The 21,639-nt window shown below is 70.6% G+C and carries 22 protein-coding genes; 12 read left to right on the top strand and 10 right to left on the bottom strand.

Annotated features, from left to right (window positions below; genetic code table 11):
* The first annotated feature begins 70 nt into the window (after nt 1-70).
* Nucleotides 71-541: a dUTP diphosphatase gene (dut, locus tag ACFWF2_RS09040; RefSeq protein ID WP_379306175.1), complete on the top strand. Its 471-nt coding sequence runs from the start codon at nt 71-73 to the stop codon at nt 539-541.
* Nucleotides 541-1,440 carry a DUF3710 domain-containing protein gene (locus ACFWF2_RS09035; protein ID WP_379306173.1) on the top strand — a complete coding sequence of 300 codons (900 nt, stop codon included), beginning with the start codon at nt 541-543 and terminating at the stop codon, nt 1,438-1,440. Before dut ends, ACFWF2_RS09035 begins: the two co-directional genes overlap by 1 nt.
* Before the next feature lie 134 nt (nt 1,441-1,574).
* Here ACFWF2_RS09035 and ACFWF2_RS09030 read toward each other — a convergent pair whose 3' ends face one another.
* Nucleotides 1,575-2,312 (bottom strand): alpha/beta fold hydrolase, encoded by a 738-nt coding sequence (locus ACFWF2_RS09030; protein WP_379306171.1) that lies wholly within the window; start codon nt 2,310-2,312, stop codon nt 1,575-1,577.
* A 74-nt stretch (nt 2,313-2,386) separates the two neighbouring features.
* Here ACFWF2_RS09030 and ACFWF2_RS09025 point away from each other — a divergent pair, with 74 nt between their 5' ends.
* From ACFWF2_RS09025 to ACFWF2_RS09015, 3 genes are all read left to right on the top strand, one after another.
* On the top strand, nt 2,387-2,794 hold the full coding sequence (locus ACFWF2_RS09025) for an OB-fold nucleic acid binding domain-containing protein (RefSeq protein ID WP_189023975.1): 408 nt from the start codon (nt 2,387-2,389) through the stop codon (nt 2,792-2,794).
* A 3-nt stretch (nt 2,795-2,797) separates the two neighbouring features.
* Nucleotides 2,798-3,541, top strand: coding sequence for a DUF3159 domain-containing protein (locus tag ACFWF2_RS09020; RefSeq protein WP_379306169.1), 744 nt, complete (start codon nt 2,798-2,800; stop codon nt 3,539-3,541).
* A 128-nt stretch (nt 3,542-3,669) separates the two neighbouring features.
* On the top strand, nt 3,670-4,290 hold the full coding sequence (locus tag ACFWF2_RS09015; RefSeq protein ID WP_379306281.1) for a sigma-70 family RNA polymerase sigma factor: 621 nt from the start codon (nt 3,670-3,672) through the stop codon (nt 4,288-4,290).
* Between the two features lie 6 nt (nt 4,291-4,296).
* On the opposite strand, the gene ACFWF2_RS09010 is transcribed toward ACFWF2_RS09015, so the two are convergent.
* Both ACFWF2_RS09010 and ACFWF2_RS09005 read right to left on the bottom strand, forming a co-directional pair.
* Nucleotides 4,297-4,968, bottom strand: a complete 672-nt coding sequence (locus ACFWF2_RS09010; RefSeq protein WP_189023973.1) for a TrkA family potassium uptake protein — start codon at nt 4,966-4,968, stop codon at nt 4,297-4,299.
* A 5-nt stretch (nt 4,969-4,973) separates the two neighbouring features.
* On the bottom strand, nt 4,974-5,639 hold the full coding sequence (locus ACFWF2_RS09005) for a potassium channel family protein (RefSeq protein WP_379306167.1): 666 nt from the start codon (nt 5,637-5,639) through the stop codon (nt 4,974-4,976).
* A gap of 173 nt (nt 5,640-5,812) precedes the next feature.
* Here ACFWF2_RS09005 and ACFWF2_RS09000 point away from each other — a divergent pair, with 173 nt between their 5' ends.
* Nucleotides 5,813-7,810, top strand: a complete 1,998-nt coding sequence (locus tag ACFWF2_RS09000; protein WP_379306165.1) for an APC family permease — start codon at nt 5,813-5,815, stop codon at nt 7,808-7,810.
* Nucleotides 7,807-9,177, top strand: a complete 1,371-nt coding sequence (locus ACFWF2_RS08995; protein WP_379306163.1) for a class I SAM-dependent RNA methyltransferase — start codon at nt 7,807-7,809, stop codon at nt 9,175-9,177. Before ACFWF2_RS09000 ends, ACFWF2_RS08995 begins: the two co-directional genes overlap by 4 nt.
* Before the next feature lie 149 nt (nt 9,178-9,326).
* On the opposite strand, the gene ACFWF2_RS08990 is transcribed toward ACFWF2_RS08995, so the two are convergent.
* Together ACFWF2_RS08990 and glsA are read right to left on the bottom strand one after the other, a co-directional pair.
* Nucleotides 9,327-9,995, bottom strand: coding sequence for an SIMPL domain-containing protein (locus tag ACFWF2_RS08990; protein ID WP_379306161.1), 669 nt, complete (start codon nt 9,993-9,995; stop codon nt 9,327-9,329).
* Between the two features lie 77 nt (nt 9,996-10,072).
* Complete coding sequence (glsA, locus tag ACFWF2_RS08985) at nt 10,073-11,881, bottom strand: glutaminase A (RefSeq protein ID WP_379306279.1); 1,809 nt, start codon at nt 11,879-11,881, stop codon at nt 10,073-10,075.
* A gap of 306 nt (nt 11,882-12,187) precedes the next feature.
* Here glsA and dxs point away from each other — a divergent pair, with 306 nt between their 5' ends.
* The gene (gene dxs / locus ACFWF2_RS08980) at nt 12,188-14,086 is read left to right on the top strand and encodes a 1-deoxy-D-xylulose-5-phosphate synthase (RefSeq protein WP_379306159.1); all 1,899 of its coding nucleotides are present in this window, start codon (nt 12,188-12,190) and stop codon (nt 14,084-14,086) included.
* A gap of 55 nt (nt 14,087-14,141) precedes the next feature.
* Here the strand turns inward: dxs and ACFWF2_RS08975 are convergent, their stop codons facing one another.
* The 4 genes from ACFWF2_RS08975 to ACFWF2_RS08960 all read right to left on the bottom strand — a co-directional run bounded on the left by ACFWF2_RS08975 (nt 14,142) and on the right by ACFWF2_RS08960 (nt 17,502).
* Nucleotides 14,142-14,978, bottom strand: a complete 837-nt coding sequence (locus tag ACFWF2_RS08975) for a class I SAM-dependent methyltransferase (protein ID WP_379306158.1) — start codon at nt 14,976-14,978, stop codon at nt 14,142-14,144.
* A gap of 78 nt (nt 14,979-15,056) precedes the next feature.
* The gene (locus tag ACFWF2_RS08970) at nt 15,057-15,575 is read right to left on the bottom strand and encodes a hypothetical protein (RefSeq protein ID WP_379306157.1); all 519 of its coding nucleotides are present in this window, start codon (nt 15,573-15,575) and stop codon (nt 15,057-15,059) included.
* A 102-nt stretch (nt 15,576-15,677) separates the two neighbouring features.
* Nucleotides 15,678-16,928, bottom strand: a complete 1,251-nt coding sequence (locus tag ACFWF2_RS08965; protein WP_379306155.1) for an HRDC domain-containing protein — start codon at nt 16,926-16,928, stop codon at nt 15,678-15,680.
* A 22-nt stretch (nt 16,929-16,950) separates the two neighbouring features.
* Nucleotides 16,951-17,502: a DUF3000 domain-containing protein gene (locus ACFWF2_RS08960; protein ID WP_374104913.1), complete on the bottom strand. Its 552-nt coding sequence runs from the start codon at nt 17,500-17,502 to the stop codon at nt 16,951-16,953.
* Nucleotides 17,503-17,864: 362 nt separating this feature from the next.
* On the opposite strand from ACFWF2_RS08960, the gene hemE reads away from it, so the two are divergent.
* Together hemE and ACFWF2_RS08950 are read left to right on the top strand one after the other, a co-directional pair.
* The gene (gene hemE / locus ACFWF2_RS08955; RefSeq protein ID WP_379306153.1) at nt 17,865-18,920 is read left to right on the top strand and encodes a uroporphyrinogen decarboxylase; all 1,056 of its coding nucleotides are present in this window, start codon (nt 17,865-17,867) and stop codon (nt 18,918-18,920) included.
* Between the two features lie 32 nt (nt 18,921-18,952).
* Nucleotides 18,953-20,311: a protoporphyrinogen oxidase gene (locus tag ACFWF2_RS08950; RefSeq protein ID WP_379306151.1), complete on the top strand. Its 1,359-nt coding sequence runs from the start codon at nt 18,953-18,955 to the stop codon at nt 20,309-20,311.
* A 184-nt stretch (nt 20,312-20,495) separates the two neighbouring features.
* Here ACFWF2_RS08950 and ACFWF2_RS08945 read toward each other — a convergent pair whose 3' ends face one another.
* Nucleotides 20,496-20,684 carry a hypothetical protein gene (locus tag ACFWF2_RS08945; protein WP_379306149.1) on the bottom strand — a complete coding sequence of 63 codons (189 nt, stop codon included), beginning with the start codon at nt 20,682-20,684 and terminating at the stop codon, nt 20,496-20,498.
* On the opposite strand from ACFWF2_RS08945, the gene ACFWF2_RS08940 reads away from it, so the two are divergent.
* Together ACFWF2_RS08940 and hemQ are read left to right on the top strand one after the other, a co-directional pair.
* Nucleotides 20,677-20,838, top strand: a complete 162-nt coding sequence (locus tag ACFWF2_RS08940; RefSeq protein ID WP_189023941.1) for a hypothetical protein — start codon at nt 20,677-20,679, stop codon at nt 20,836-20,838. The two genes, ACFWF2_RS08945 and ACFWF2_RS08940, sit on opposite strands and share 8 nt — an antisense overlap.
* 60 nt (nt 20,839-20,898) lie before the next feature.
* Entirely contained in the window at nt 20,899-21,594 is a 696-nt protein-coding gene (gene hemQ, locus ACFWF2_RS08935; protein ID WP_379083343.1) for a hydrogen peroxide-dependent heme synthase, read from the top strand.
* The last annotated feature ends 45 nt before the right edge of the window (nt 21,595-21,639 follow it).

Below are 21,639 nucleotides of genomic sequence, written 5' to 3'. Positions count from 1 at the left end.
CTCAACACTAGGTCACCACGCTGGGGCGGCGACGAGAAGGTCCGGCGCCGACCGCGTAGGCTCGACCGATGTGAACGCACTTGCACCGATTCCGCTGCGGCGGCTCGATCCCGGCATCCCTGTGCCGACGCGTGCCCATCCGGGTGATGCGGGCGTCGACCTCTGTACCACCGAGGACGTGATCATCGAACCGGGCGAGCGGGTGCTGGTCGGGACCGGGATCGCGATCGCGCTGCCCCTCGGCACGGTCGGGTTGATCCATCCCCGGTCCGGCTTGGCCGCGAAGGCGGGCCTGTCGGTGGTCAACACCCCCGGCACGGTCGACGCGGGCTATCGCGGCGAGATCAAGGTGTGCCTGATCAACCACGACCCGCGCACGGCGATCGAGCTGCGCCGCGGTGACCGCATCGCGCAGTTGCTGGTGCAGCGGGTCGAGCTGGTCGATTTCGCCGAGGTCGACGATCTCGACGACACCGCCCGTGGCACCGGCGGATACGGGTCGAGCGGCGGGCATGCCAGCCTGGCCGGCGAGGAGGCGTAATGGGGCTGTTCGGCAAGAAGAAGCGCGCACCGCGCGAGGACGAGTACGCGGCCTACGACGACGAGATCGACTACGACGAATCCGGCGAGTACGCCGATTCCGACGAGTACGACACCGACGAGTTCCAGCGTCCCGACTTCGCGCACCTGGACTTCGACGACGCGCCGACCGACGAGCGCATCTACGGCAATTTCGACCACGAGCCGGACGCCGCCGCAGGCCCGTACGACATCAGCGAGGTCTCCGACGAGATGATCGAGCGCCGCCTCGATCTGGGGTCGGTGGTCATCCCCGTGCCCGCCGGCGGGCAGCTGCAGGTGGAGATGAGCCCGGACGGCACCCCGCAGGCGGTGCATCTGGCCACCGAGCACGGCAGACTCACCGTCGCCGCCTACGCCGCGCCGAAGTCCGCAGGCCAGTGGCGCACGGTCGCCGCGGATCTGGCCGAATCACTGCGTGGTGACGGTGCGAGCGTCGCCGTGGAGAAGGGCCCGTGGGGTCGCGAGGTCAAGGCGATCACCGAGGGCGCCGACCTGCGCTTCATCGGTGTCGACGGACCGCGCTGGATGATCCGCCTGGTCGCCGCAGGCCCGTCGGGCGCGGTGGACGAGCGCAGCCCGCTGATCACGGCCGCGCGCGCGGTCCTGGCCGATGCCGTGGTGCGTCGCGGTGACGAGCCGCTGCCCGTGCGTGATCCGCTGCCGGTGGTACTGCCGCAGGAACTGGCCGAACAGCTGGCCGCCGCCCATCAGCAGCAGGTGCTGGCCCAGCAGCAGGCACTGGCCGCGCAGGCCGCCGCCGCGCAGGCCCCGCCGACCTCGGCGCTGCCCCCGAAGCTGCCCGACGAGCCGCGTCGTGGTGCGGATGGGTCGGCCATGCAGCAGCTCGGCTTGAACTAGGCGGGTGCCCGCTGTGAGACAAGCAGCGGGCAATCCTGCGGGACAACTGATTTCGCGAGCATGTGGGTAACTCGCCGGGCACGCCCAGCGCGCCACCTATCCCAGATCGTCCGCCCAGTCGGTAGGCGGGCCTCCTAGTCGCGACCGGCAAAAGTCGCGGAGAGGCGGGGGAGCAGTGCGTCCAATTCGGCGAACCCGGCATGCCCGAGTACCGCTGGATCGGCACCCAGCTCGGCCAGGGTCACCCGATGCAGTCGCGCCTGTGGCAGCGTCGCGGCCCACTGTTCGGCGACGGCGATCGGGTGCACCGGGTCGTCGCTCGCGCCGACCACGGCCACCGGTACCGCGCTGTCGGCCAGCTGCTCGACCGTCGGCCAGGCGTAGGCGGCGGCCTCGTCGAGCGCCTGCGGCAGGTGCGGCCACTGTCCGCGCCAGGACTGGGTGAGCGCGTCGGCCAGCCAGGCGGGACTCGACGCCCGCATCCGCTCGATCACCGCGTCCAGCCCGTCGGCGCGCAGTTGCCCGGCGGTAACCGAGGCGCTCAAGGCGGCGGGGCAGGAGGCGGTTTCGGCGCCCGTCCAGGCGGGTAATGCTGTGATGACACCGACCACCGCGGTGCGGTGCCCGGCTGCCCAGTCGAGCGCGATCGCGGCGCCGAGGGAGATGCCTGCGGCCAGGACGGGGCCGCGCGCTGCGGCGGCGTCCAAAGCCGCGGTACAGCTCGCGATCACGGCCTTCGGGTCCGGTTCGACGGCCTGGAACGCCAGTCCGTGCGCGGCTGCGGCCGGTCCGAACGCACGGGCGGCGAAATCGGCGTCGGAACCGGTTCCGGGCAGGGCGACCACGGTGACCTGGGGTGGGGTGCGCAACACGGACCGAGCGTAGCGGCCGCCCGTTTGCCCATCTACAGTGGCGGTGTACGGCCAACTAGCGGGAGAAGCGTGCCATGTCGTCATCCACGGGCGGACACAAGTCGGGATCGGGTCCGGACTCGGGATATTTTCGTCGACTCGGGCGCCGCTTGACCGCCGATATCGATCAGCTCGACGCCGAGGAGCTGGCGGAGACGGCCGACGCCTCCGGTGCCCGGCGCGCGGCGGACTGTTGTCGCGGTGAGGAAGCCACGATTCTGGGCAGGCTGCGCAGTGTCGAGGCGTGTCCCAAGGCCGCGGGCGCGACCGTGCAGGCCGAGTTCTTCGACGGCACCGACGCGATCACCCTCGTCTGGATCGGCCGCAGGCGCATTCCCGGTATCGAACCGGGCAGGCGCATCCTGGTCCGTGGTCGCGTGGGTGACCGCGACGGCCGCAAGGTGATCTTCAACCCCTACTACGAATTGCGCGGGAACAGCTGACGTATGCCCTCCAGCGACGAGTACCGCATTGCCGCGGACCCCGAACCCACCGTGGCGCTGCCGGTGGCGACCGATAACCCGGTCGACCCCGAGATCGACGCCGAGCTCGAGCAGAAGCAGACCCTGCTCGAGCAGCTGGGCGGGATCAGCGGCCTGATCTACTCCACCCTGCCCGTGCTCGTGTTCGTCCCGGTGAACACCGTCGCCGGCCTCACCGCGGCCATCTGGGCCGCCCTCGGTGTGGCCGCGGGCGTGCTCGGGTGGCGATTGTTCCGCCGCAGCCCGGTGCAGCCGGCGATCTCCGGTTTCCTCGGTGTCGGCGTGTGCGCGTTCATCGCGTCCCGGACGGGGGAAGCCAAGGGCTACTTCCTGTTCGGGATCTACACCAGCCTGGTGTACGCGGGCGTGTTCGCGGTGTCGATCCTGTTCCGGTGGCCGCTGGTCGGCGTCATCTGGGGCGCCCTCAACGGGCACGGCACCGACTGGCGCGGCGATCGCCGCATCCGCAGGCTCTACGACCTCGCCACGGTCGTGTGGGTGGTCGTGTTCGGCGCCCGCTACCTGGTCCAGTCGCAGCTCTACGACACCGACCACACCACCTGGCTGGCGGTGGCCAGAATCGGCATGGGCTGGCCGCTGACGGCGGTTGCCCTGGTGGTCACCGTGTGGGCGGTGCGCCGCGCGGGTCATCTGCCGGTCGGGAAATCCGATTCCGCCCGCGCCGGAACGGATTCCGCGCCCGCCTGAGCCGTGGCCGAAGCGCCGCGGGAGGTGGGGATCTACCCACCCTGGGGTGCCTGGTCCGGCCGTCGAGTTCGTCGCACGATCAATGCGTAACTGAAAACGCAGTGATCGTGAAAGGACCGGCGACCATGATGGCTCCCGAGCACCGTCTCTCCGGCGCATCGAAGAACTCCGCCTCCGTGCTGTCGGAGAGCAAGCGCATCGGAGCCGAGCTGGACGCACTGATCGCACCCGCAGCGGCCGGTGACCGCGACGCCGTCGCCGAGATCGTGCGCCTGGTGCATCCGCTGGTCCGGCGCTACTGCTCGGCCAGGATGGGCGCCACCGGTCATCTCACCGTCACCAGCGACGATGTCACCCAGGAAGTGCTGATGGCGACCGTCACCGCCATCCCGCGCTACCGTGACCAGGGCAAATCGTTTCTGGCGTTCGTCTACGGCATCGCCGCCAACAAGGTGTCGGACGCGTTCCGCCGCGCCAAGCACACCGCCTACCCGATGGCCGAGCTGCCCGACGCCGCCAGTATCGCGGCGGGCCCGGAGGAGTGGGCGCTGGCCCACGAACGCGGCGCGGCCACCCGCGAACTGATGCAGGTGCTGGCGCCGAACCACCGCGAGGTGCTGGTCATGCGGATCGTGCTCGGCTGGAGCGCGGCGCAGACCGCCGAGGCCATCGGCACGAGTCCGGGTGTGGTGCGGGTGATGCAGCACCGCGCGCTGAACAAGCTGCGCGCGGAGCTGCAGGTCGCCTGAGCGCGGTTACGGTTTGATGCCGTGGGTGGCCAGCGTCAGGCGCAGGTCCTCCTCGGCTTCCACCGAGGTGACGAACAGCAGTTCGTCCTCGCCTTCGAACGGGTCGTCGGCCTGCGGCACGATCACCCGGCCGCCGCGCAGGATCGTCACCAGGGCGGTGTCGCGTGGCATGACCAGGGTCCGGACCGGCTTGCCCGCCAGCTGGGTGTCGGCGGGCAGGGTGATCTCGACCAGGTTGGCCTGCCCCTGCCGCAGCGTCATCAGCCGGACCAGATCGCCCACCGACACCGCTTCCTCGACGAGCGAGGCGAGCAGCCGCGGCGTCGATACCGCCACGTCGACACCCCACGACTCGTCGAAGAGCCATTCGTTGCGCGGATCGTTGACCCGCGCGACCACCCGGCGCACCCCGAACTCGGTCTTGGCGAGCAGGCTGTGCACCAGGTTCGTCTTGTCGTCGCCGGTGGCCGCGATCACCACCTCATAGGTCTCGAGCTGTGCGTTCTCGAGCAGCGACAGCTCGCAGGCGTCGGCGTGCACCCACACCGCGTCGGGGATGGCGGCGGGGTCGATGTGGTCGAGCTGCCGTTCGAGCAGCATCACCCGATGCCCGCCGCGTAGCAGTTCCCTGGCGATCGAGCGCCCGACGGCGCCCGCTCCGGCGATGGCCACCTTCATGTTGTTCAGTCCTCGCTCAGGGGGGCCTTGGCGGCCAAGGCGATCGTCTCACCGACACTGCCGGACGTCGCCGCGACGTAGACCACGTCGTCGGCCTGGACGATGGTCTTGGATTCGGGCAGCAGACCCTGGCCGAAGCGCAGGATGAACGCCACCCGCACCCCGAGTTCGCGTTCCAGATCGCGCACGGTGCGCCCGGACCAGTCCTCGTGCAGGGTGAGTTGCGTGACAGCCACCGCGCCCGTCGGATCGCGCCAGGTGGTGGTCGAGTTGTCACCGATGAGCGTGCGCAGGAATCGGTCGGTGGTCCACGGCACGGTCGCGATGGTGGGGATACCGAGCCGCTCGTAGACCTCGGCGCGCTTGGCGTCGTAGATCCGGGCGACGACGCGCTCGACGCCGAACATCTCCCTGGCCACCCTGGCCGAGATGATGTTGGAGTTGTCACCGGAGGACACCGCCGCGAAGGCGTCGGCGCGCTCGATTCCCGCGCGGGTCAGCACATCCCGGTCGAAACCGACACCCACCACTTCCTGCCCGGTGAACCCTTCACCCAGGCGGCGGAAGGCGCTGGGATCGCGGTCGATCACCGTGACCTCGTGTCCCACCCGGACCAGGGCGCGCGCCAGCGACGAGCCGACCCGTCCGCACCCCATGATCACTACGTACACCGTGCACCCTCGTTCCTTGCCGAACCCGTGGCGTCCGGCATGGACCGTACCCGCCGGATGCCCCCATCGCCCATTTTCCCCTGGGCGAGGCGGCGCAAACAATCACGACACCGCCGCAGGGCGGGGCGAACGTGCGCGCGAAGGTACCGGTGAACTCCTCTATGCTCAGCCCGGTGTCCAAGTTGACGACGGCAGCCAAGCGTGTGCTGCTGGGCAGGCCGTTCCGTAGCGATTCGCTCGGCCACACGTTGTTGCCCAAGCGTATCGCTCTTCCGGTGTTCGCCTCCGACGCGATGTCCTCGGTGGCCTACGCGCCGGAGGAAATCTTCCTGGTGCTGTCGGCGGCGGGCATCTCGGCCTACATGTACGCGCCGTGGGTCGGGCTGGCCGTCGCGTTCGTGATGGCCGTGGTCGTCGCCAGCTATCGGCAGAACGTGCACGCCTACCCGTCCGGTGGCGGTGACTACGAGGTCGCGACCAAGAACCTGGGGCCGACCGCCGGTCTGACGGTCGGCAGCGCGCTGCTGGTCGACTACGTGCTCACGGTGGCGGTGTCGATCTCCTCGGCCGCGTCGAACATCGGGTCGGCGATCCCGTTCGTCGCGACGCACAAGGTGTTGTTCGCCGTGGTCGCCATCGCGGTGCTCACTGCCATCAACCTGCGTGGTGTGCGTGAGTCGGGCACCGCGTTCGCGATTCCGACCTACGCCTTCATCTTCGGCATGGCTGTGATGCTCGGCTGGGGACTGTTCCGGCTCTACGTCCTCGGTGACGATATCCAGGCCGTGTCGGCGGGGTTCGGGCTCAATGCCGAGAACGAGCACCTCTACGGTCTGGCTTTCGCCTTCCTGATCGCGCGCGCCTTCTCCTCCGGCTGTGCCGCGCTGACAGGTGTGGAAGCCATCAGCAACGGTGTGCCCGCGTTCCGTAAACCCAAGTCGCGCAATGCCGCGACCACCCTGCTCCTGCTGGGTTCCATCGCGATTGTCCTGCTGATGGGCATCATCATCCTGGCCCAGAGGATCGGGGTCGTGTACGCCCACGACACGTCGAACCTTGTCGGCGCGCCCGCCGACTACCACCAGAAGACACTGATCGCCCAGATCGCGGAGAGCGTCTTCCACGGCTTCCCGATCGGCTTCTTCTTCATCACCATCGTCACCGCGCTCATCCTCGTGCTGGCCGCGAACACCGCGTTCAACGGTTTCCCGGTGCTCGGTTCGATCCTGGCGCAGGATCGCTACCTGCCCCGTCAGCTGCACACCCGCGGCGATCGGCTGGCCTTCTCCAACGGCATCCTGTTCCTCGCGGGTGCGGCGATCGCGTTCGTGGTGCTGTTCGACGCCGAGGTGACCAAGCTCATCCAGCTCTACATCGTCGGTGTGTTCGTCTCGTTCGTGCTCAGCCAGACCGGCATGCTGCGGCATTGGACGCGACTGCTGCGCACCGAGACCGATCCGGCGCAGCGGTCGAAGATGAAGCGGTCGAGAGTGATCAATGCGATCGGCCTCACGTTGACCGGCACCGTGCTGGTGATCGTGCTCGTCACCAAGTTCTTCGCGGGCGCCTACATCGCGATCATCACGATGGTGGCGATCTTCATCGTGATGAAGCTCATCCGCAAGCACTACGACTCGGTCTCGCGTGAGCTCGACGAATCCGATTGGGACGGTGTGCTGCCCAGCCGCACCCATTCCATCGTGCTGGTCTCCAAGCTGCACCTGCCGACCAAGCGCGCCCTGGCCTACGCCCGCGCGACCCGGCCCGACACCCTCGAAGCGGTGACGGTGAACGTCGACGACGCCGACACCCGCAAGCTCGTGCGCGAGTGGGAGAACAGCGAGATCAACGTGCCGCTCAAGGTGATCGAATCGCCCTACCGCGAGGTCACCAAGCCGGTGCTGGATTACGTGAAGCGGGTGCGCAAGGACGCCCCGCGCGATGTCGTCACCGTGTTCATCCCCGAATACGTGGTCGGCCACTGGTGGGAGCAGGTGCTGCACAACCAGTCCGCGCTGCGGTTGAAGGGCAGGCTGCTGTTCGAACCTGGCGTGATGGTGACGAGCGTGCCGTGGCAGCTCAGTTCCTCGGCGCGGGCCAAGCAGCCCGCCGACGTGAACGCGCCGGGTTCGGTGCGCCGTGGTTTCGAGCAGCCGGGCCGCCGCGGATGAGCGACTGGCGCGGCGAGGAATTCGAGATCCGGCTCGGGCCGCCGGGACACGGTGGATTCTGTGTCGGCAGGCACGAGGGCCGCGTGGTGTTCGTGCGCCACGGCCTGCCCGGTGAGCTGGTGCGTGCCGAGGTCACCGAGGATCGGGGCGGGTCGTTCTGCCGCGCCGATGCCGTCGAGATCATCGAGGCGTCCCCGGATCGAGTGCCCGCGACCTGCCCGGTGTCCGGTCCCGGCGGCGCGGGCTGCTGTGATTTCTCCTTCGCCACACCCGCCGCGCAACGCGCGCTGAAGGCGACGGTGGTGGCCGAGCAGCTGCGCAGGCTGGCCGGGGTGGAGCGGGACGTGACGGTCGAGCCGATCGCCGGTGATTCCGGTGAGGTCACCGGCGGCTGGCGGACCCGTCTGCGGCTGGTCGTCGACGGCGCCGGCCGTGCCGGGGTGCACCGCTTCCGCAGCACCGCGGTGATCCCGGATCTGCGGTGCCCGCAGCCCGTCGCCGGCGCGCTCGACGGTGTCGCGGACCGGCTGTGGACGCCGGGCGCCGACCTGGTGGTCGCGGTCGACGGCGACGGGGTGCGCCACATCGTGGAGCTGGCCGCGGTGCCCGACACCGTCCAGGCCGGTGGCCGTCCGGAGACGCGGCGTGGCGCGGGTCGTGGCCGTGGTCGCCAGCATCCCACCCGGCGCCGGGAATCCGGCGGCCCCGGCGATGATGACCGTGGGGCGGTCCGCGACCGCGCGGCCGCGCGCAAGTCGGCTACCAACGCGCCGCGCGAGGAATGGGTGATGGCCGGGACCGGTCGCGCCGTGGAGTACGTCGCGGGGCGTCGCTGGGAACTCTCGGCCACCGGCTTCTGGCAGGCGCATCACCGTGCCGCGCAATGCTATTCGGACCTGGTCGCGGACTGGTCAGGTCTGTCGCCCGGTGGGTCCGGCTGGGACCTGTACAGCGGCGTCGGCGTCTTCGCCGCGCGCCTGGCCGAGCAGACCGGCCAGACCGGCGCCGTCGCGGCCGTCGAATCGGCGCGTTCGGCCGTCGCCGACGGCACCGCCGCCCTGCGCGATCTGCCCTGGCTCGACCTGCGCGCCGACCGGGTCGAACGCTGGGTGCGCACCCACAGCGCCGCGGGCAGACCGGACGTCGTCGTCCTCGACCCGCCGCGCGCGGGCGCGGGCAAGGAGATCGTCGCCGCCGTCACCGACGCCGACCCCCGCCGGATCGTCCACATCGGCTGCGACCCCGCGTCGTTCGCCCGCGACCTCGGTCTCTACCTCGACGCCGGCTACCACCTGGCCGACCTCCGCGCCTTCGACGCCTTCCCCGCCACCCACCACGTCGAATGCGTCGCGCTGCTCGACCGCTGAGTCGCACCTCGACGGTGCTCGAGGCTGGTGCCTTCGTCGGCGCGCCTGAGGCGATCGCCGCAGAGGCATGATCGCCGACGTGCCTGGCAGCCATCGGGTCCGGTGGAGCGCTCCGATCGCGGACTGGGCCGATCAGTCTCTCCTGAAGATCAGTCCAGGGCCCAGGTGACCCGGACGGTGGCGCCGATCTCGGTCTCGCCCGGCACCACCGGTACCGGGGAGCTCGCCCTGGCCATCAGCATCGGTGCGCTGTCCATTTCGGCGATCTCGTAGGCGCGTGGCATCGGTGTGGCGATGTCCTCGGTGATCTGCATGACCTCGCCGAGCCGCACACCCGCGCGGGCCGCGTACTGCTCGGCCTTGGTCTTGGCGTCGTCGAAGGCGGCGTCGCGCGCCTGCGCGAGCAGCGGCTCCGGGTCGGCGATGCCGCGGGTCAGGCCGCCGAGGCGGACATCGTCGCCGCCCGCGGTGACCGCGGCGGCCACGGTGTCGGCGGGTTCGGTGCCGGTGCCTTCACGCAGTGACACGCTCAGGCTCGTCGACGCCAGGTAGCCGGCGATCTCGCTGCGCCCGTTGTCGGTGTAGACGGTCTCGGTGCGCACGCTCAGCCCGCTGGTCGCCATGTCGGCGTCGCTCACCCCGGCCGCGCGCAGGGCGGCGACGACGGCGTTCACCCGGTCACCCGCGCGCCCGTAGGCGGCGGCCACCGTGTCGGCGCGCGACTCCACCGACAGCGTGACCCGGATCAGATCGGGGACGGCGCGCACCGTGCCGCGCCCGAATGTCGTGGTGCTCGCCTGCCAGGACTTCTTGCCCACCGCGCTACTCCTGTCGGTCGAAGGATGCTGTGCTGCCCAACGTCTCGCGACGGGCCCGAGTTCCGCGGGCCGACGGGTCAGTAGTCGCCCGCGTTGCCGGCGATGGTCCGCACCGCCGCGTCCATCTGGGCGTAGGCGCCCGCGGCGAGGCGCTGCAGCAGTGCCAGTTTCAGCCGCGGGTGTCCCTCGGTGAGCTGATCGAAGACATCGGGCCGCATCACCGCCACCCGCACCGGCGTCTCGGCGATGATCTCGTTGACGAACGGTTTCCCGATCAGCATCGGGATCTCCCCGAACGACATCCCCGCCGACAGCGTCACCAGCCGGTGGACCCGCCCGTCGGTGCCGGCGAAGGTCCCCCGCACCCGCCCTTCCAGGATCAGATACAGGCCCGAGCGCGGGGCGCCACGGTCGGCGATCAGTTCACCGCGCGCGAAGGTCCGCTGCTCGAAATCGGCGGCCAACCGGGTGCGATCGCCGTCGTCGAGCCCGGCGAGCAGTGGATGCTCGTCGAGGCCGATCGAGGTGCGGGCGCGCTGCCCGGGCGGACGGTGCAGGTCCAAGACGATGTCCTCGCACCATTCGGTCGCGGTGTCCCGGTCGATGAACACCCGCCCGCACGGATCGGCGGGGTCGAGGCTCGACGCCTCGCGACCCAGCCGCGCGTCGGGATCGACCAGCGCGACCCGGCTGCCGCCCCGGACGAGTTCGGTCTGCAGAGCGTCGAGCATCCCGCGCGCCACCGCGCTCACCTCGCCGACCCGGCGCAGGTCGATCACCAGCGCGTCGAGCGCGCCGACCTTGCTCTCGATGGCCCGCACCGCGCGTTCGGCGCCGGCGAAAAGCAGGTCGCCGTGCAGTTCGTAGACCCGGGCGCGGTCGCCGTGCGCCGCCAGCACCTCGGCGTCCTCGGGGGAGCGCCGCAACCGCGACGGCACCTGCGCCACCGAGTAGTCGGCGCGGATGGCGGTGCGCGCCGAGCGGGTCACGTGACAGAAGTGCAGTTCGAGCCGCCGCGACAGTTCCCGGCACGCGGCGACCCCGCGCACGCTGTTGCCCTGACCGTCCAGCCGCGGCGAGTACACCGAGATCCCGATCTGGCCGGGCAGCACCGCGATGATCCCGCCGCCGACCCCGCTCTTGGCGGGCAGGCCGACCGTGGTCACCCAGTCGCCCGCCGCGTTGTACATGCCGCAGGTCGTCATCACGCTGAGCACCCGCTCGGTCAGCGCGGTCGACAGCGCCCGTTCGCCCGTCTTCGGGTTCACCCCGTTGTCGGCCAGCGTCGCCGCCATCAGGGCCAGGTCGGCGCACGTGATCTCGATCGAGCACTGCCGGAAGTAGCGGTCGACGGCGTCGTCGGGGTCGACGTCGATGATGCCGACCGAGCGCAGCATGTAGCCGATCGCGCGATTGCGGTAGCCGGTGCGCGCCTCCGACTCGTAGACCGCCTGGTCCATCCGCAACTCCCGCCCGGCGAAGCGTGAATAGCAGCGCCGGACCCGCTCGAACTTGTCGGCGGCGTCGCGGCCGTGGATCAGCGAGGCCGCCGTGATCGCCCCGGAGTTGATCATCGGGTTGCTCGGCCGCTGGGTCTCCGGTTCCAGGCTGATCTCGTTGAACGGCTCACCCGACGGCTCGACGTCGATGTGCTCGGCGACCCCGGCCAGACCGCGATCGGCCAGCGCGAGCGCATAGGTGAACGGCTTGGAGATGGACTGGATGGTGAACCCGATGCCGGTATCGCCCACCGCGTAGACCAGGCCGTCCGCGGTCGCCAGGCACAGCCCGAACGAGTCGGGCGCCACCGCGGCCAGTTCGGGGATGTAGTCGGCGGGCGTGCCGGAGGTGTCGTCGCGGCAGTCCGCGTACACCTCGTCGAGCATGCCCGCCACCACGCCGGGGTCGATCGTGCGCGCAACACCGTCCGGTTCGGCCACAGCGGTCACTGTAGGTCGCGTCGTCGCCTCCCCGGTGGGGACGCGCGGGGGAGATAGTCCTCACAGCCGATCAATGGCCGCTGGGAGGGCGGTTCGCCGCCGGGAGCCCAGCTCAGCGGGCGGGGGTGGGCAGCTCGGCCCGGTGCGACTATGGTCGGCGCGACGGACCGGGAAGGGCCCGCGAGCCGGGGCCGCCCGCACGGCCAAATACACTGGGCGGATCACACAATAGTCCGGAGAAAGCGAGTTCAGGTGGGAGTGCTGTCGCGGGTGGATTCACCCGAAGATCTGCGCCGGCTGAGCGTGCCGCAACTGCGGGAGCTGGCGGAGGAGATCCGCGAGTTCCTGGTGCAGAAGGTCGCCGCCACCGGAGGCCATCTCGGCCCCAACCTAGGGGTGGTCGAGCTGACCATCGCCCTGCACCGGATCTTCGATTCCCCGGCGGACCCGCTGATCTTCGACACCGGTCACCAGGCCTACGTGCACAAGATCCTCACCGGCCGCAAGGACCGGTTCGACTCGCTGCGCACGCGCGACGGCCTGTCGGGCTACCCGAGCCGCGCCGAGAGCGAACACGACTGGGTGGAGTCCTCGCACGCTTCGGCCGCGCTGTCCTATGCCGACGGCCTGGCCAAGGCGTTCGCGCTGTCCGAGCAGAACCGCACCGTCGTCGCCGTCGTCGGTGACGGCGCGCTCACCGGCGGCATGTGCTGGGAGGCGCTCAACAACATCGCGGGCGCGCCCGACCGCCCGGTGGTGGTCGTGGTCAACGACAACGGCCGCTCCTACGCGCCGACCATCGGCGGCCTAGCCGACCGGTTGACCGCGCTGCGCACCCAGCCCGCCTACGAGCACGCTCTCGACGCCGGGAAACGCATCCTCAAAAGCATTCCCGCCGTGGGGGATTCGGCGTACTCGATGGTCCACGCGCTCAAGGCCGGGATCAAGGACGCGGTGAGCCCGCAGGAACTGTTTTCCGATCTGGGCATGAAGTACGTCGGCCCGGTCGACGGCCACGACCTCGTCGCGCTCGAGGCGGCGATGCGGCGCGCCAAGGACTTCGGCGGGCCGGTCGTCGTGCATGTGGTCACCCGCAAGGGCAACGGCTACGAGCACGCCGAGAACCACGTCGCCGACCAGATGCACGCCTGCGACCCGATCGACCCGCTCACCGGCCGCCCGCTCGCGGGCAAGAAGGCCAAGGGCTGGACGGCGGTGTTCTCCGAGGAGCTCATCGACCACGCGTCGCGGCGCGAGGACATCGTCGCCATCACCGCGGCCATGCCCGGCCCGACCGGGCTGGCCCCGTTCGGCGAGCGCTTCCCGAACCGTATGTTCGACGTCGGCATCGCCGAACAGCACGCGATGGCCTCGGCCGCGGGCCTGGCACTCGGCGGCATGCATCCGGTCGTCGCGATCTACTCCACCTTCCTCAACCGCGCGTTCGACCAGCTGCTGATGGATGTGGCGCTGCTCAAGCAGCCGGTCACCGTGGTCCTGGACCGCGCGGGCATCACCGGCCCCGACGGCGCCAGCCACAACGGCATGTGGGACTTCTCGCTGCTCGGCATCATCCCCGGCATCCGCGTCGCCGCCCCGCGCGACGGCGCCACTCTGCGCGAGGAACTCGCCGAGGCGCTGGCCGTCACCGACGGGCCGACCGTGCTGCGTTTCCCGAAAGGCAGTGTCGCCGAGGACATCACCGCGGTGGAGCGGGTCGACAGCATCGATGTGCTGCGGCTGGCCGTTCCGGGCGCGGGCTCGGCGCAGTCCCAGCACGGTGACGTCCTGATCGTGGCCGTCGGCCCGTTCGCCGAGACGGCGATGCAGGTCGCCGAACTGCTTGCTCCGCAGGGTATTTCGGTCACCGTGGTCGATCCGCGCTGGGTCATCCCGGTGTCGGACACCCTGGTCAAGATGGCCGAGAACTATCGCCTCGTCGTCACCGTCGAGGACGGTGGCCTGCACGGCGGCATCGGTTCGACGGTGTCGGCGCGCCTGCGCGATGCCGGTCTCGACGTGCCGACCCGCGATCTCGGTGTGCCCCAGCAGTTCCTTGACCACGCCTCGCGTGGCGAGATCCTCGAGGAACTCGGTCTCACCGCGGACGCGATCGCTCAGCGCATCGGCGGCTGGCTGCAGTCGCGCTGACAGCACACCGCATCGATCCTGCGCGCCCGGTGACTACACCGGGCGCGCAGCTCGTTCAGTGGGGACGCCGGGTGACGACGGCGAAATTCAACGGGATCCGCGGCTTCCCCGGTGGTAGCGTCCAGCCCTCCGCGCAGGGGACGAGGTCGGGAAACGGCCGCCAGTCCATGTAGGGCAGTTCGGCCAGCGCCTCGATGACAAGCCCCGCCGCCAGCAGCGCGCCGACCACCTCACCCAGGTCGTGCCGCCACTCGTGATTGGTGGTGTGCGTGATCGACCCGTCCGAATCCTCGGTGTAGGTGCCCGAATCCGAGTACGAGCGGGCGCCGCCACCGGCGAGATAGTCGTCGTCGATCTCCCACGGCTCGAACTCCATCGCCCCCAGGATCGGGTGGTCGTCGCGAATGACGAACACACCGCCCGGGGTCAGGAGATCGTGGATCGAGCGTGCCCACGCGGTCAGCTCCGGCAGCCAGACGATGGTGCCCGCGCTGGTCACGACGGTGTCGAACTGCCGGTCGACGACGGCGGAGGCGAACCGGGCATCGCCTTCCACCCAGGTGATGTCGCGCCCGTCCGCCGCGGCGATCCGCGCGGCGTGCCGCAGCGAGTTCGGTGACAGGTCGAGCCCGTGCACCTGCACCGCGCCGAGCCGGGCCCAGGACACGGTGTCGGTCCCGATATGGCACTGCAGATGCAGCAGCGACCGGCCCGCGATCCCCGTCTCCGGCAGATGCGGCGCCAGCACCGCGAGATCGTTGCGCACCACCGAGGAGACGGTGCTCGGGTCGGCCAGGAAGGCGTCGACGTCATACATCCGCGAACGCGCGTGAACGTCGGCCCGATCGTCCCAGTTTGCGCGGTTGGCGGCGATCGCCTCGGCTTCGGACACGGCGGATCCTCTCGACGGTGGCAGGCGGGCGAGGGCCCACGCTAGCGCCGAGAGGTCGCCGGGTCGAGGGAATTTCGGTCAGTACGCGGGCCTGCGGTGGGCCAGCCAGCGACCCGTGCTCGGCAGGAATGTCAGGACAAGCAGCACGATGTTGAACAGGAACCCGATCGCGTTGAACACGCTCAGATCGGAATCGAAGGACACGGTGATCGACGTCGTGTCGTCGGTCTGCGTGTCCAGATGGTTGTACAGCGCGATCGTGGTGATGACCGACAGTGCCAGCGTGCCGGTGCTGCCCACCCCGATCAGGAGGCGGGAGACCTTCTTGCGTGCCAGCATCAGGATGCCGCCGACGAGCAGGATCAGCGAGCACAGCGCCGAAACACCCAGCAACACTTGGATCTTGCTCCAGAACCCGCTCGGGTCGAAGTCGGAGTCGGTGTTCAGGAACGGGATGGCGACGGCACCGAACACGCCGCGCAATCCGCCGAGAATGGCGAGGATGGCGGCGAAGATCGCGGTGACGGCGTTCGGTTCGGGCGGGCCCACCGGAAATCGGGGTGGCTGATAGGGCTGCGGGAAGCGGGGATCGGTCAAGGCCGTACTCCAAACCGTGTGGGGCGTAACCCCGTTCAATACCCGCCGACGTCCGGCCTACACTTTTCCGCTCCGCTCAGGGCGTGCTCCGGTGTCTTTCGGCTACCTGGCGGAGGGCGTCAGCGCTTTGGTGAGGGCGGGCACGGCGAGACTGCGCTGCCAGGGCCGCGCACCGCCCGCGCGCAGGAATTCCTCGATCGTCGCCGACAGTTGATCCGGTTCGCCGACGTTCTTGTAGTCGGGGAGCCCGTCCCAGCACAGCCGTCGCACGAGATCGGGGGACAGGAGGTTCTCCACCGGGATGGCGTTTTCGGTGGAGAGCTCGCCCATGGCGCTGCGGGCGGTGGCCAGACGGGCGGCGGCGGCGGGGTCGCGGCGTTCCCACCGGTTGACCGGGGGCGGCCCGTCGAAGGGGAGGGTCAGCGGCGGGAGCTCTTTGTCGGGCAGGGTGCGGCCGCGTTCGACCGCGCCGAGCCAGTCCCGGGAATAGCGGCGCTGGCGCGGGCCGCCGAAGACGGCCAGGGTGCGCAGCTGGGCGATGCTGCGTGGCTCGGCGGTCGCGGCGGCAACGATCGCGGAATCGGGCAGGATCCGGGCGGGCGCGACGTCGCGGGCACGGGCGAGCGCGTCGCGGGTGGTCCACAGTTCGCGCACGATCGCCAGCTGACGGGTGCGGCGCAAGGTGTGGATGCCGGAGGTGCGCCGCCACCGGTCGGCCTTCGGCGTGGGCGGCGCCATGGTGCGGATGTGCTCGAATTCCTCGGCAGCCCAGTCGATCTTGCCCTGTTCGGCCAGGTCGGCGGCGACGGTGTCGCGCAGTTCCAGGAGCAGCTCGACATCGAGGGCGGCGTAGTTGAGCCATTCGTCGGGCAGCGGGCGGGTCGACCAGTCGGCGGCCCCGTGCCCCTTGCGCAGCGACCGGCCGAGCAGGTTCTCCACCATCGCGGCCAGGCCGACGCGTTCGTAGCCGGCGATGCGGCCGCCCAGTTCGGTGTCGAACAGGCGGGCCGGGCGAAGGCCGAGTTCGGCGAGACCGGGCAGGTCCTGGTCGGCGGAGTGCAGGACCCATTCGAGGTCGTTGATCGCCTCGGCCAGCGGGGTCAGCGCATCGGTGATCGGGATCGGGTCGATGAGGAAGGTACCGGCGCCCGCGCGCCGCAGCTGGATCAGATACGCCCGTGCCGAGTAGCGGAAACCGGACGCGCGTTCGGCGTCGACGGCCAGGGGACCATTGCCCGCGGCGAGCTTCTTGGCGGCCTGGGCGACGTCGTCGGCGGTCGCCAGCACAGGGGGAACCCCCTCGGCGGGGGCGAGCAGGGGCTCTGCTGCGGTTGGTTCCTCGGCGACCGGCATAAACGTGAACTCTACGTGGCGTTCAAGGGCGATCGGTGCGGGTATACGACTCCGGTCGCAAATGGGTGATCCCGGCGGGCGGCAGCCCGGCGGCGAAGGCCAGTACCTCGCAGAACGCCTCCACGTGACGGCGCATCTCGGTGTTCATCGCCGTCCAGGAGGCGCGCAGCTCCAGCTGGTGGGCCCTCGGTGGGCCTGCGATGTCGCCGTAGCGGACCGAACTGGTGGCCGTGACCGTGCCACCGAGGGCGGTGAACGGCTCGCCCCGTGACTCGAGGGAGTCGACCAGCCAGCTCCACGCCACCTCGGGGAGCAGCGGGTCGGCGGCCAGCGCGGCATCGATGTCGGCCTGGATGTAGGCGACCAGCCGGAACACGCCGTGCCAGGCCTCGTCGCCCTCGGGGTCGTGCAGCAGGATCAGCCTGCCGAACGCGTCCCCCTCGGAATCGATCGGCACGATGGCGCTGTCGGGGTGGGTGACCTCCGCTCCGAGCGCGTAGGAGAACGGCGCCAACCGTTGCGGGGGGCGGATAGGCGCCAGCTCGATTCGGGGGTGCACTGTTGCGGTGCCCATCGCATCGACCGCCGCCCGGAAAGAAGCAGGCTCGCGGGGCGTTCCCCCGGTCGGTGCGGCGCCGTCGCGGATGTCGAGCGGTGTCACGAGGAGAGACGGTAGACGGTGTGTGCCCGGCGCCGTCGGAGGCGCGCCGCCACACGCGGCCGGGTACGGGCTGCGTTGCGCAGAGCGCATTCTCGGCACTCTCGTGGTGCGCGATGCGCGATGCTCGGTCCCCGATCGCCTCCGTAGACCGGCGCATGGCCGGTTCGTCCGATTCCCGCCGGTCGGTGCGGTGCGGATGTCACGTCCGGCGGGCAGCGCGTTCGGCGGTGACCTCGGACCGGAATCGGTGGCGGGTCCGCTTAGGATGAACAGCGATGAGCACTTACACCCGCCGCCGGTTGACCGATGCCCCGTTCCTGGCCGCCGCCACCGGCGCGACGCCGAGCAGGCGGCCCGTCTGGTTCATGCGCCAGGCAGGCCGGTCGCTGCCGGAATACCGGGAACTGCGCAAGGGCATCGGGATGCTCGAGTCCTGCTTCGACCCGGAGCTGGTGTGTGAGATCACCATGCAGCCGATCCGCAGGCACGGCGTCGACGCGGCAATCCTGTTCTCCGACATCGTCGTTCCGCTCAAGGCCGCCGGCATCGACCTCGACATCGTGCCCGGCGTCGGCCCCGTGGTCGCCTCGCCGGTGCGCACCGTCGACGACGTGCGCGCGCTGCCGCGGCTGCGGCCCGAAGAGGTCGGCGCGGTCGCCGAAGGCGTGCGCCTGCTCACCGACGCGCTCGGCGACACCCCGCTCATCGGCTTCGCGGGCGCACCGTTCACCCTGGCCTCCTATCTGGTGGAAGGCGGGCCGAGCAAGCATCACGAGCGCACCAAGGCGATGATGCACGCCGACCCGCAGACCTGGCACGCGCTGCTCGGCACGCTCACCGACATCACCATCGCGTTCCTGCAGGCCCAGCTGGCCGCGGGCGTCGACGCGGTGCAGCTGTTCGATTCGTGGGCAGGCGCGCTGTCGCTGGCCGACTACCGCGAGTACGTGCTGCCGCATTCGGAGCGGGTCTTCGCCGAGGTCGCCGCGGCGGGTGTGCCGCGCATCCACTTCGGCGTCGGCACCGGCGAGCTGCTCGGCGCGATGGGCGAGGCGGGCGCCGATGTGGTCGGCGTGGACTGGCGGGTTCCGCTCACCGACGCCGTGCGCCGGGTCGGGCCCGGAAAGGGCTTGCAGGGCAACCTGGATCCCGCGATCCTGTTCGCCGGGTTCGACGCGGTCGAGAAGGAGACCCGGCGGATCGTGCGGGAAGCCGACGAGGCGATCACGCTCGGCGCGAGCGGGCACATCTTCAACCTTGGCCACGGGGTGCTGCCGGATACCGATCCGGGCGTGCTGACCGCGCTGGTCGAACTGGTGCACTCGCTGTAGTCGCTGTGGGCCGGCGCGGCTACGGTCGAGGTATGCGGATCGCGGTCATCGGTGGCGGAATCAGCGGGCTCGTCGCGGCATATCGGTTGCGGCAGCGGCTCGGGGACCACGCCGACATCGTCGTCGTCGAGCAGGCCGCGCGGCTCGGCGGGGTGCTGCACACCGGTGAATTGGCCGGGGAGCCACTGGATCTCGGTGCCGAGGCCTTCGTCGGGCGCAGACCCGAGGTCATCGAGCTGATGGGCGAGCTCGGCCTCGACGATCAGCTGGTGCGGCCCGCGGGGAAGCGGCCGCTGGTGTGGGCGCAGGGGACCGCGCACGCGCTGCCGGGGCGCACACTGATGGGGATTCCGTCCGACGCGGAGTCGCTGCGCGGCCTCGTCGACGAGGCGACGCTCGCGCAGGTCGCCGCCGAGCCGCAGCGGCCGCTGCACTGGGAACCCGGCAGCGACACCGACGTCCACAGCCTCGTCGCCGACCGGTTCGGGCGCCAGGTCGTCGAGCGCAGTGTCGACCCGCTGCTCGGCGGCGTCTACGCGGGCACCAGCGCCTCGATCGGCGTCCGGGCCGCCCTGCCCACCCTCGCCGCCGCGCTCGATCGCGGCGCGCGCAGCCTCACCGACGCCGTGCGGGACGCCCTGCCCCCGCCGAGTACCGCGCCGGTCTTCGGCGGCCTGCGCGACGGCTACGGCGCCCTGCTCAGGGCACTCGTCGAGGCGGCCGGCGCCCGGTTGGTCACCACCCTGGCGGCGACCAGGGTGGCCGCCGCGTCCGGCGGCTGGGTGGTCGACCCGCTCGGCCTGGTCGACGGCGTCGTCCTGGCCACCCCGGCGCCCGTCACCGCCCGCCTGTTGCACCACGTCGCCCCCGTCGCCGCCGAGGCCGCCGGGGGCATCGAACTGTCCTCGTCGGCCCTGGTCGCCATGGCGCTGCCGCGCGAGACCGGGCTGCCGGACAACTCCGGCATCCTCGTCGCCACCGGAGAACCCTTGCGCGCCAAGGCCTTCACGCTGTCCAGCCGGAAGTGGCCGCATCTGGGCGCGCGGGATGTCGCGCTGGTCCGCGCCTCCTTCGGCCGCTTCGGCGACGAATCCCCCCTGTCCTGGTCCGACGACGACCTCGTCGCGGCCGCCGTCACCGACCTGACCACGGTCACCGGCATCGAGATCACCCCGATCCAGTCCGTCGTCCAGCGCTGGCCCGGCGGCCTGCCCCAATACGCCCCCGGCCACACCGACCGCATCGCCACCATCGAATCCGCCGTCGCCCCCCTCGACGGCCTCGCGGTGGCAGGCGCCTACTTGCACGGCGTCGGAGTCCCCGCCTGCATCGCTTCCGGCACCACGGCCGCCGAGCGCGTCGCTACCGCGCTGGCGTCGCGCGTCGAATAGCGACCGATACCGACCGGCCCGCCGCACGTGGTCGCTGAGTGCGTCGCACAGCGCTGGCGTCGCGCGTCGAATAGCCGCGGACACCGACGGCCCGCCGCACGGGGCCGATCCGCGGCGGTGTCCTGCCGGAGCGCTTCGCCGTCCTCGGACAGCGTCGACTCGCGGATCTTCGACGGCATAGAGATCAGGCGCCCGCCGCGGTGCCGTCCTCGATATGGCGGCGAAAGTCGACGACCTTGCCGTGGCTGACTCCCAGCGTCTCCGCCACCTCGTCGGCCGAGTCGGACAGATTCCCAGCACACCACCGGGTAGACCGCGGCGTGTCGACGACCTCGCGCGATAGTGATGCTGCATGATCGCGCGCTGTGACCATCACCGGTGAGCAGACGACCAGCGCCCGCACCCTCTTCCTCGATCCGGAGCTCGGCCCCGTGGAACTGCACGCGGGCGAAGTGACGACGGTGACCTCGGTCTTCGGCAGCGAGGAATCCTCGCCGTGGCGGGCGACCCGGCCGGTCGCCGACTGACCGCAGCCGCAGCGCCCGCCCACCCGGCGGGCGAAAACGCCGCAGTGGCACCATAGATCCATGGCGCGACTCGACTACCAGGCCCTCAACTCCACCATTCGCTACCTGATGTTCTCGGTGTTCCAGGTGCAGCCGGGCGTGCTCGGCGAGGACCGCGCCGAGGCGATCAAGGAAGCGCAGGCCTTTTTCGACGGCCTCGCCGACAAGGGCGTCGTGCTGCGCGGCATCTACGACGTGGCAGGCCTGCGCGCCGACGCCGACTTCATGCTGTGGACCCACGCCGAGCGCGTCGAGGACCTGCAGGCCGCCTACGCCGACTTCCGCCGCACCACCGAGCTGGGCAGGGCCAGCGCGCCGGTGTGGAGCAATGTCGCGGTGCACCGGCCCGCCGAGTTCAACAAGAGCCACATCCCGGCGTTCCTGGCAGGCGAGGACGCGGGCAACTACATCTGCGTGTACCCGTTCGTGCGGTCCTACGAGTGGTACCTGCTGCCCGACGAGGAGCGGCGCAAGATGCTCGCCGACCACGGCAAGGCCGCCCGCGGCTACCCGGACGTGCGGGCCAACACGGTCAGCTCGATGGCGCTCGGCGACTACGAGTGGATCCTCGCCTTCGAGGCGCCGGAACTGCACCGCATCGTCGACCTCATGCGTGACCTGCGCGCCACCGAGGCCCGCCTGCACGTCCGCGAGGAGATCCCGTTCTTCACCGGCCCGCGCGTCGAGGTCGAGCAACTGGTCACCGCGCTGCCGTAATTTTGAGCGCTGGCGCGCTCGAGTTCGCGGCCCCTTGTGTCCCGC

This window comes from Nocardia sp. NPDC060259 (genome assembly GCF_042728775.1).
Lineage (GTDB): Bacteria > Actinomycetota > Actinomycetes > Mycobacteriales > Mycobacteriaceae > Nocardia.
This window is presented reverse-complemented; position numbering and strand designations above follow the sequence as displayed.

What these genes read in the sequence shown, in the direction of transcription:
- ACFWF2_RS08995 (WP_379306163.1), top strand. Translation starts at nt 7,807, where the DNA reads ATGAGCGACTGGCGCGGCGAGGAATTCGAGATCCGGCTCGGGCCGCCG.
- ACFWF2_RS09025 (WP_189023975.1), top strand. Translation starts at nt 2,387, where the DNA reads ATGTCGTCATCCACGGGCGGACACAAGTCGGGATCGGGTCCGGACTCG.
- ACFWF2_RS09015 (WP_379306281.1), top strand. Translation starts at nt 3,670, where the DNA reads ATGGCTCCCGAGCACCGTCTCTCCGGCGCATCGAAGAACTCCGCCTCC.
- ACFWF2_RS09020 (WP_379306169.1), top strand. Translation starts at nt 2,798, where the DNA reads ATGCCCTCCAGCGACGAGTACCGCATTGCCGCGGACCCCGAACCCACC.
- hemE (WP_379306153.1), top strand. Translation starts at nt 17,865, where the DNA reads ATGAGCACTTACACCCGCCGCCGGTTGACCGATGCCCCGTTCCTGGCC.
- ACFWF2_RS08965 (WP_379306155.1), bottom strand. Translation starts at nt 16,928, where the DNA reads ATGCCGGTCGCCGAGGAACCAACCGCAGCAGAGCCCCTGCTCGCCCCC.
- ACFWF2_RS08950 (WP_379306151.1), top strand. Translation starts at nt 18,953, where the DNA reads ATGCGGATCGCGGTCATCGGTGGCGGAATCAGCGGGCTCGTCGCGGCA.
- ACFWF2_RS09010 (WP_189023973.1), bottom strand. Translation starts at nt 4,968, where the DNA reads ATGAAGGTGGCCATCGCCGGAGCGGGCGCCGTCGGGCGCTCGATCGCC.
- ACFWF2_RS08960 (WP_374104913.1), bottom strand. Translation starts at nt 17,502, where the DNA reads ATGGGCACCGCAACAGTGCACCCCCGAATCGAGCTGGCGCCTATCCGC.
- ACFWF2_RS08945 (WP_379306149.1), bottom strand. Translation starts at nt 20,684, where the DNA reads ATGGTCACAGCGCGCGATCATGCAGCATCACTATCGCGCGAGGTCGTC.
- glsA (WP_379306279.1), bottom strand. Translation starts at nt 11,881, where the DNA reads ATGCTCGACGAGGTGTACGCGGACTGCCGCGACGACACCTCCGGCACG.
- hemQ (WP_379083343.1), top strand. Translation starts at nt 20,899, where the DNA reads ATGGCGCGACTCGACTACCAGGCCCTCAACTCCACCATTCGCTACCTG.
- ACFWF2_RS09035 (WP_379306173.1), top strand. Translation starts at nt 541, where the DNA reads ATGGGGCTGTTCGGCAAGAAGAAGCGCGCACCGCGCGAGGACGAGTAC.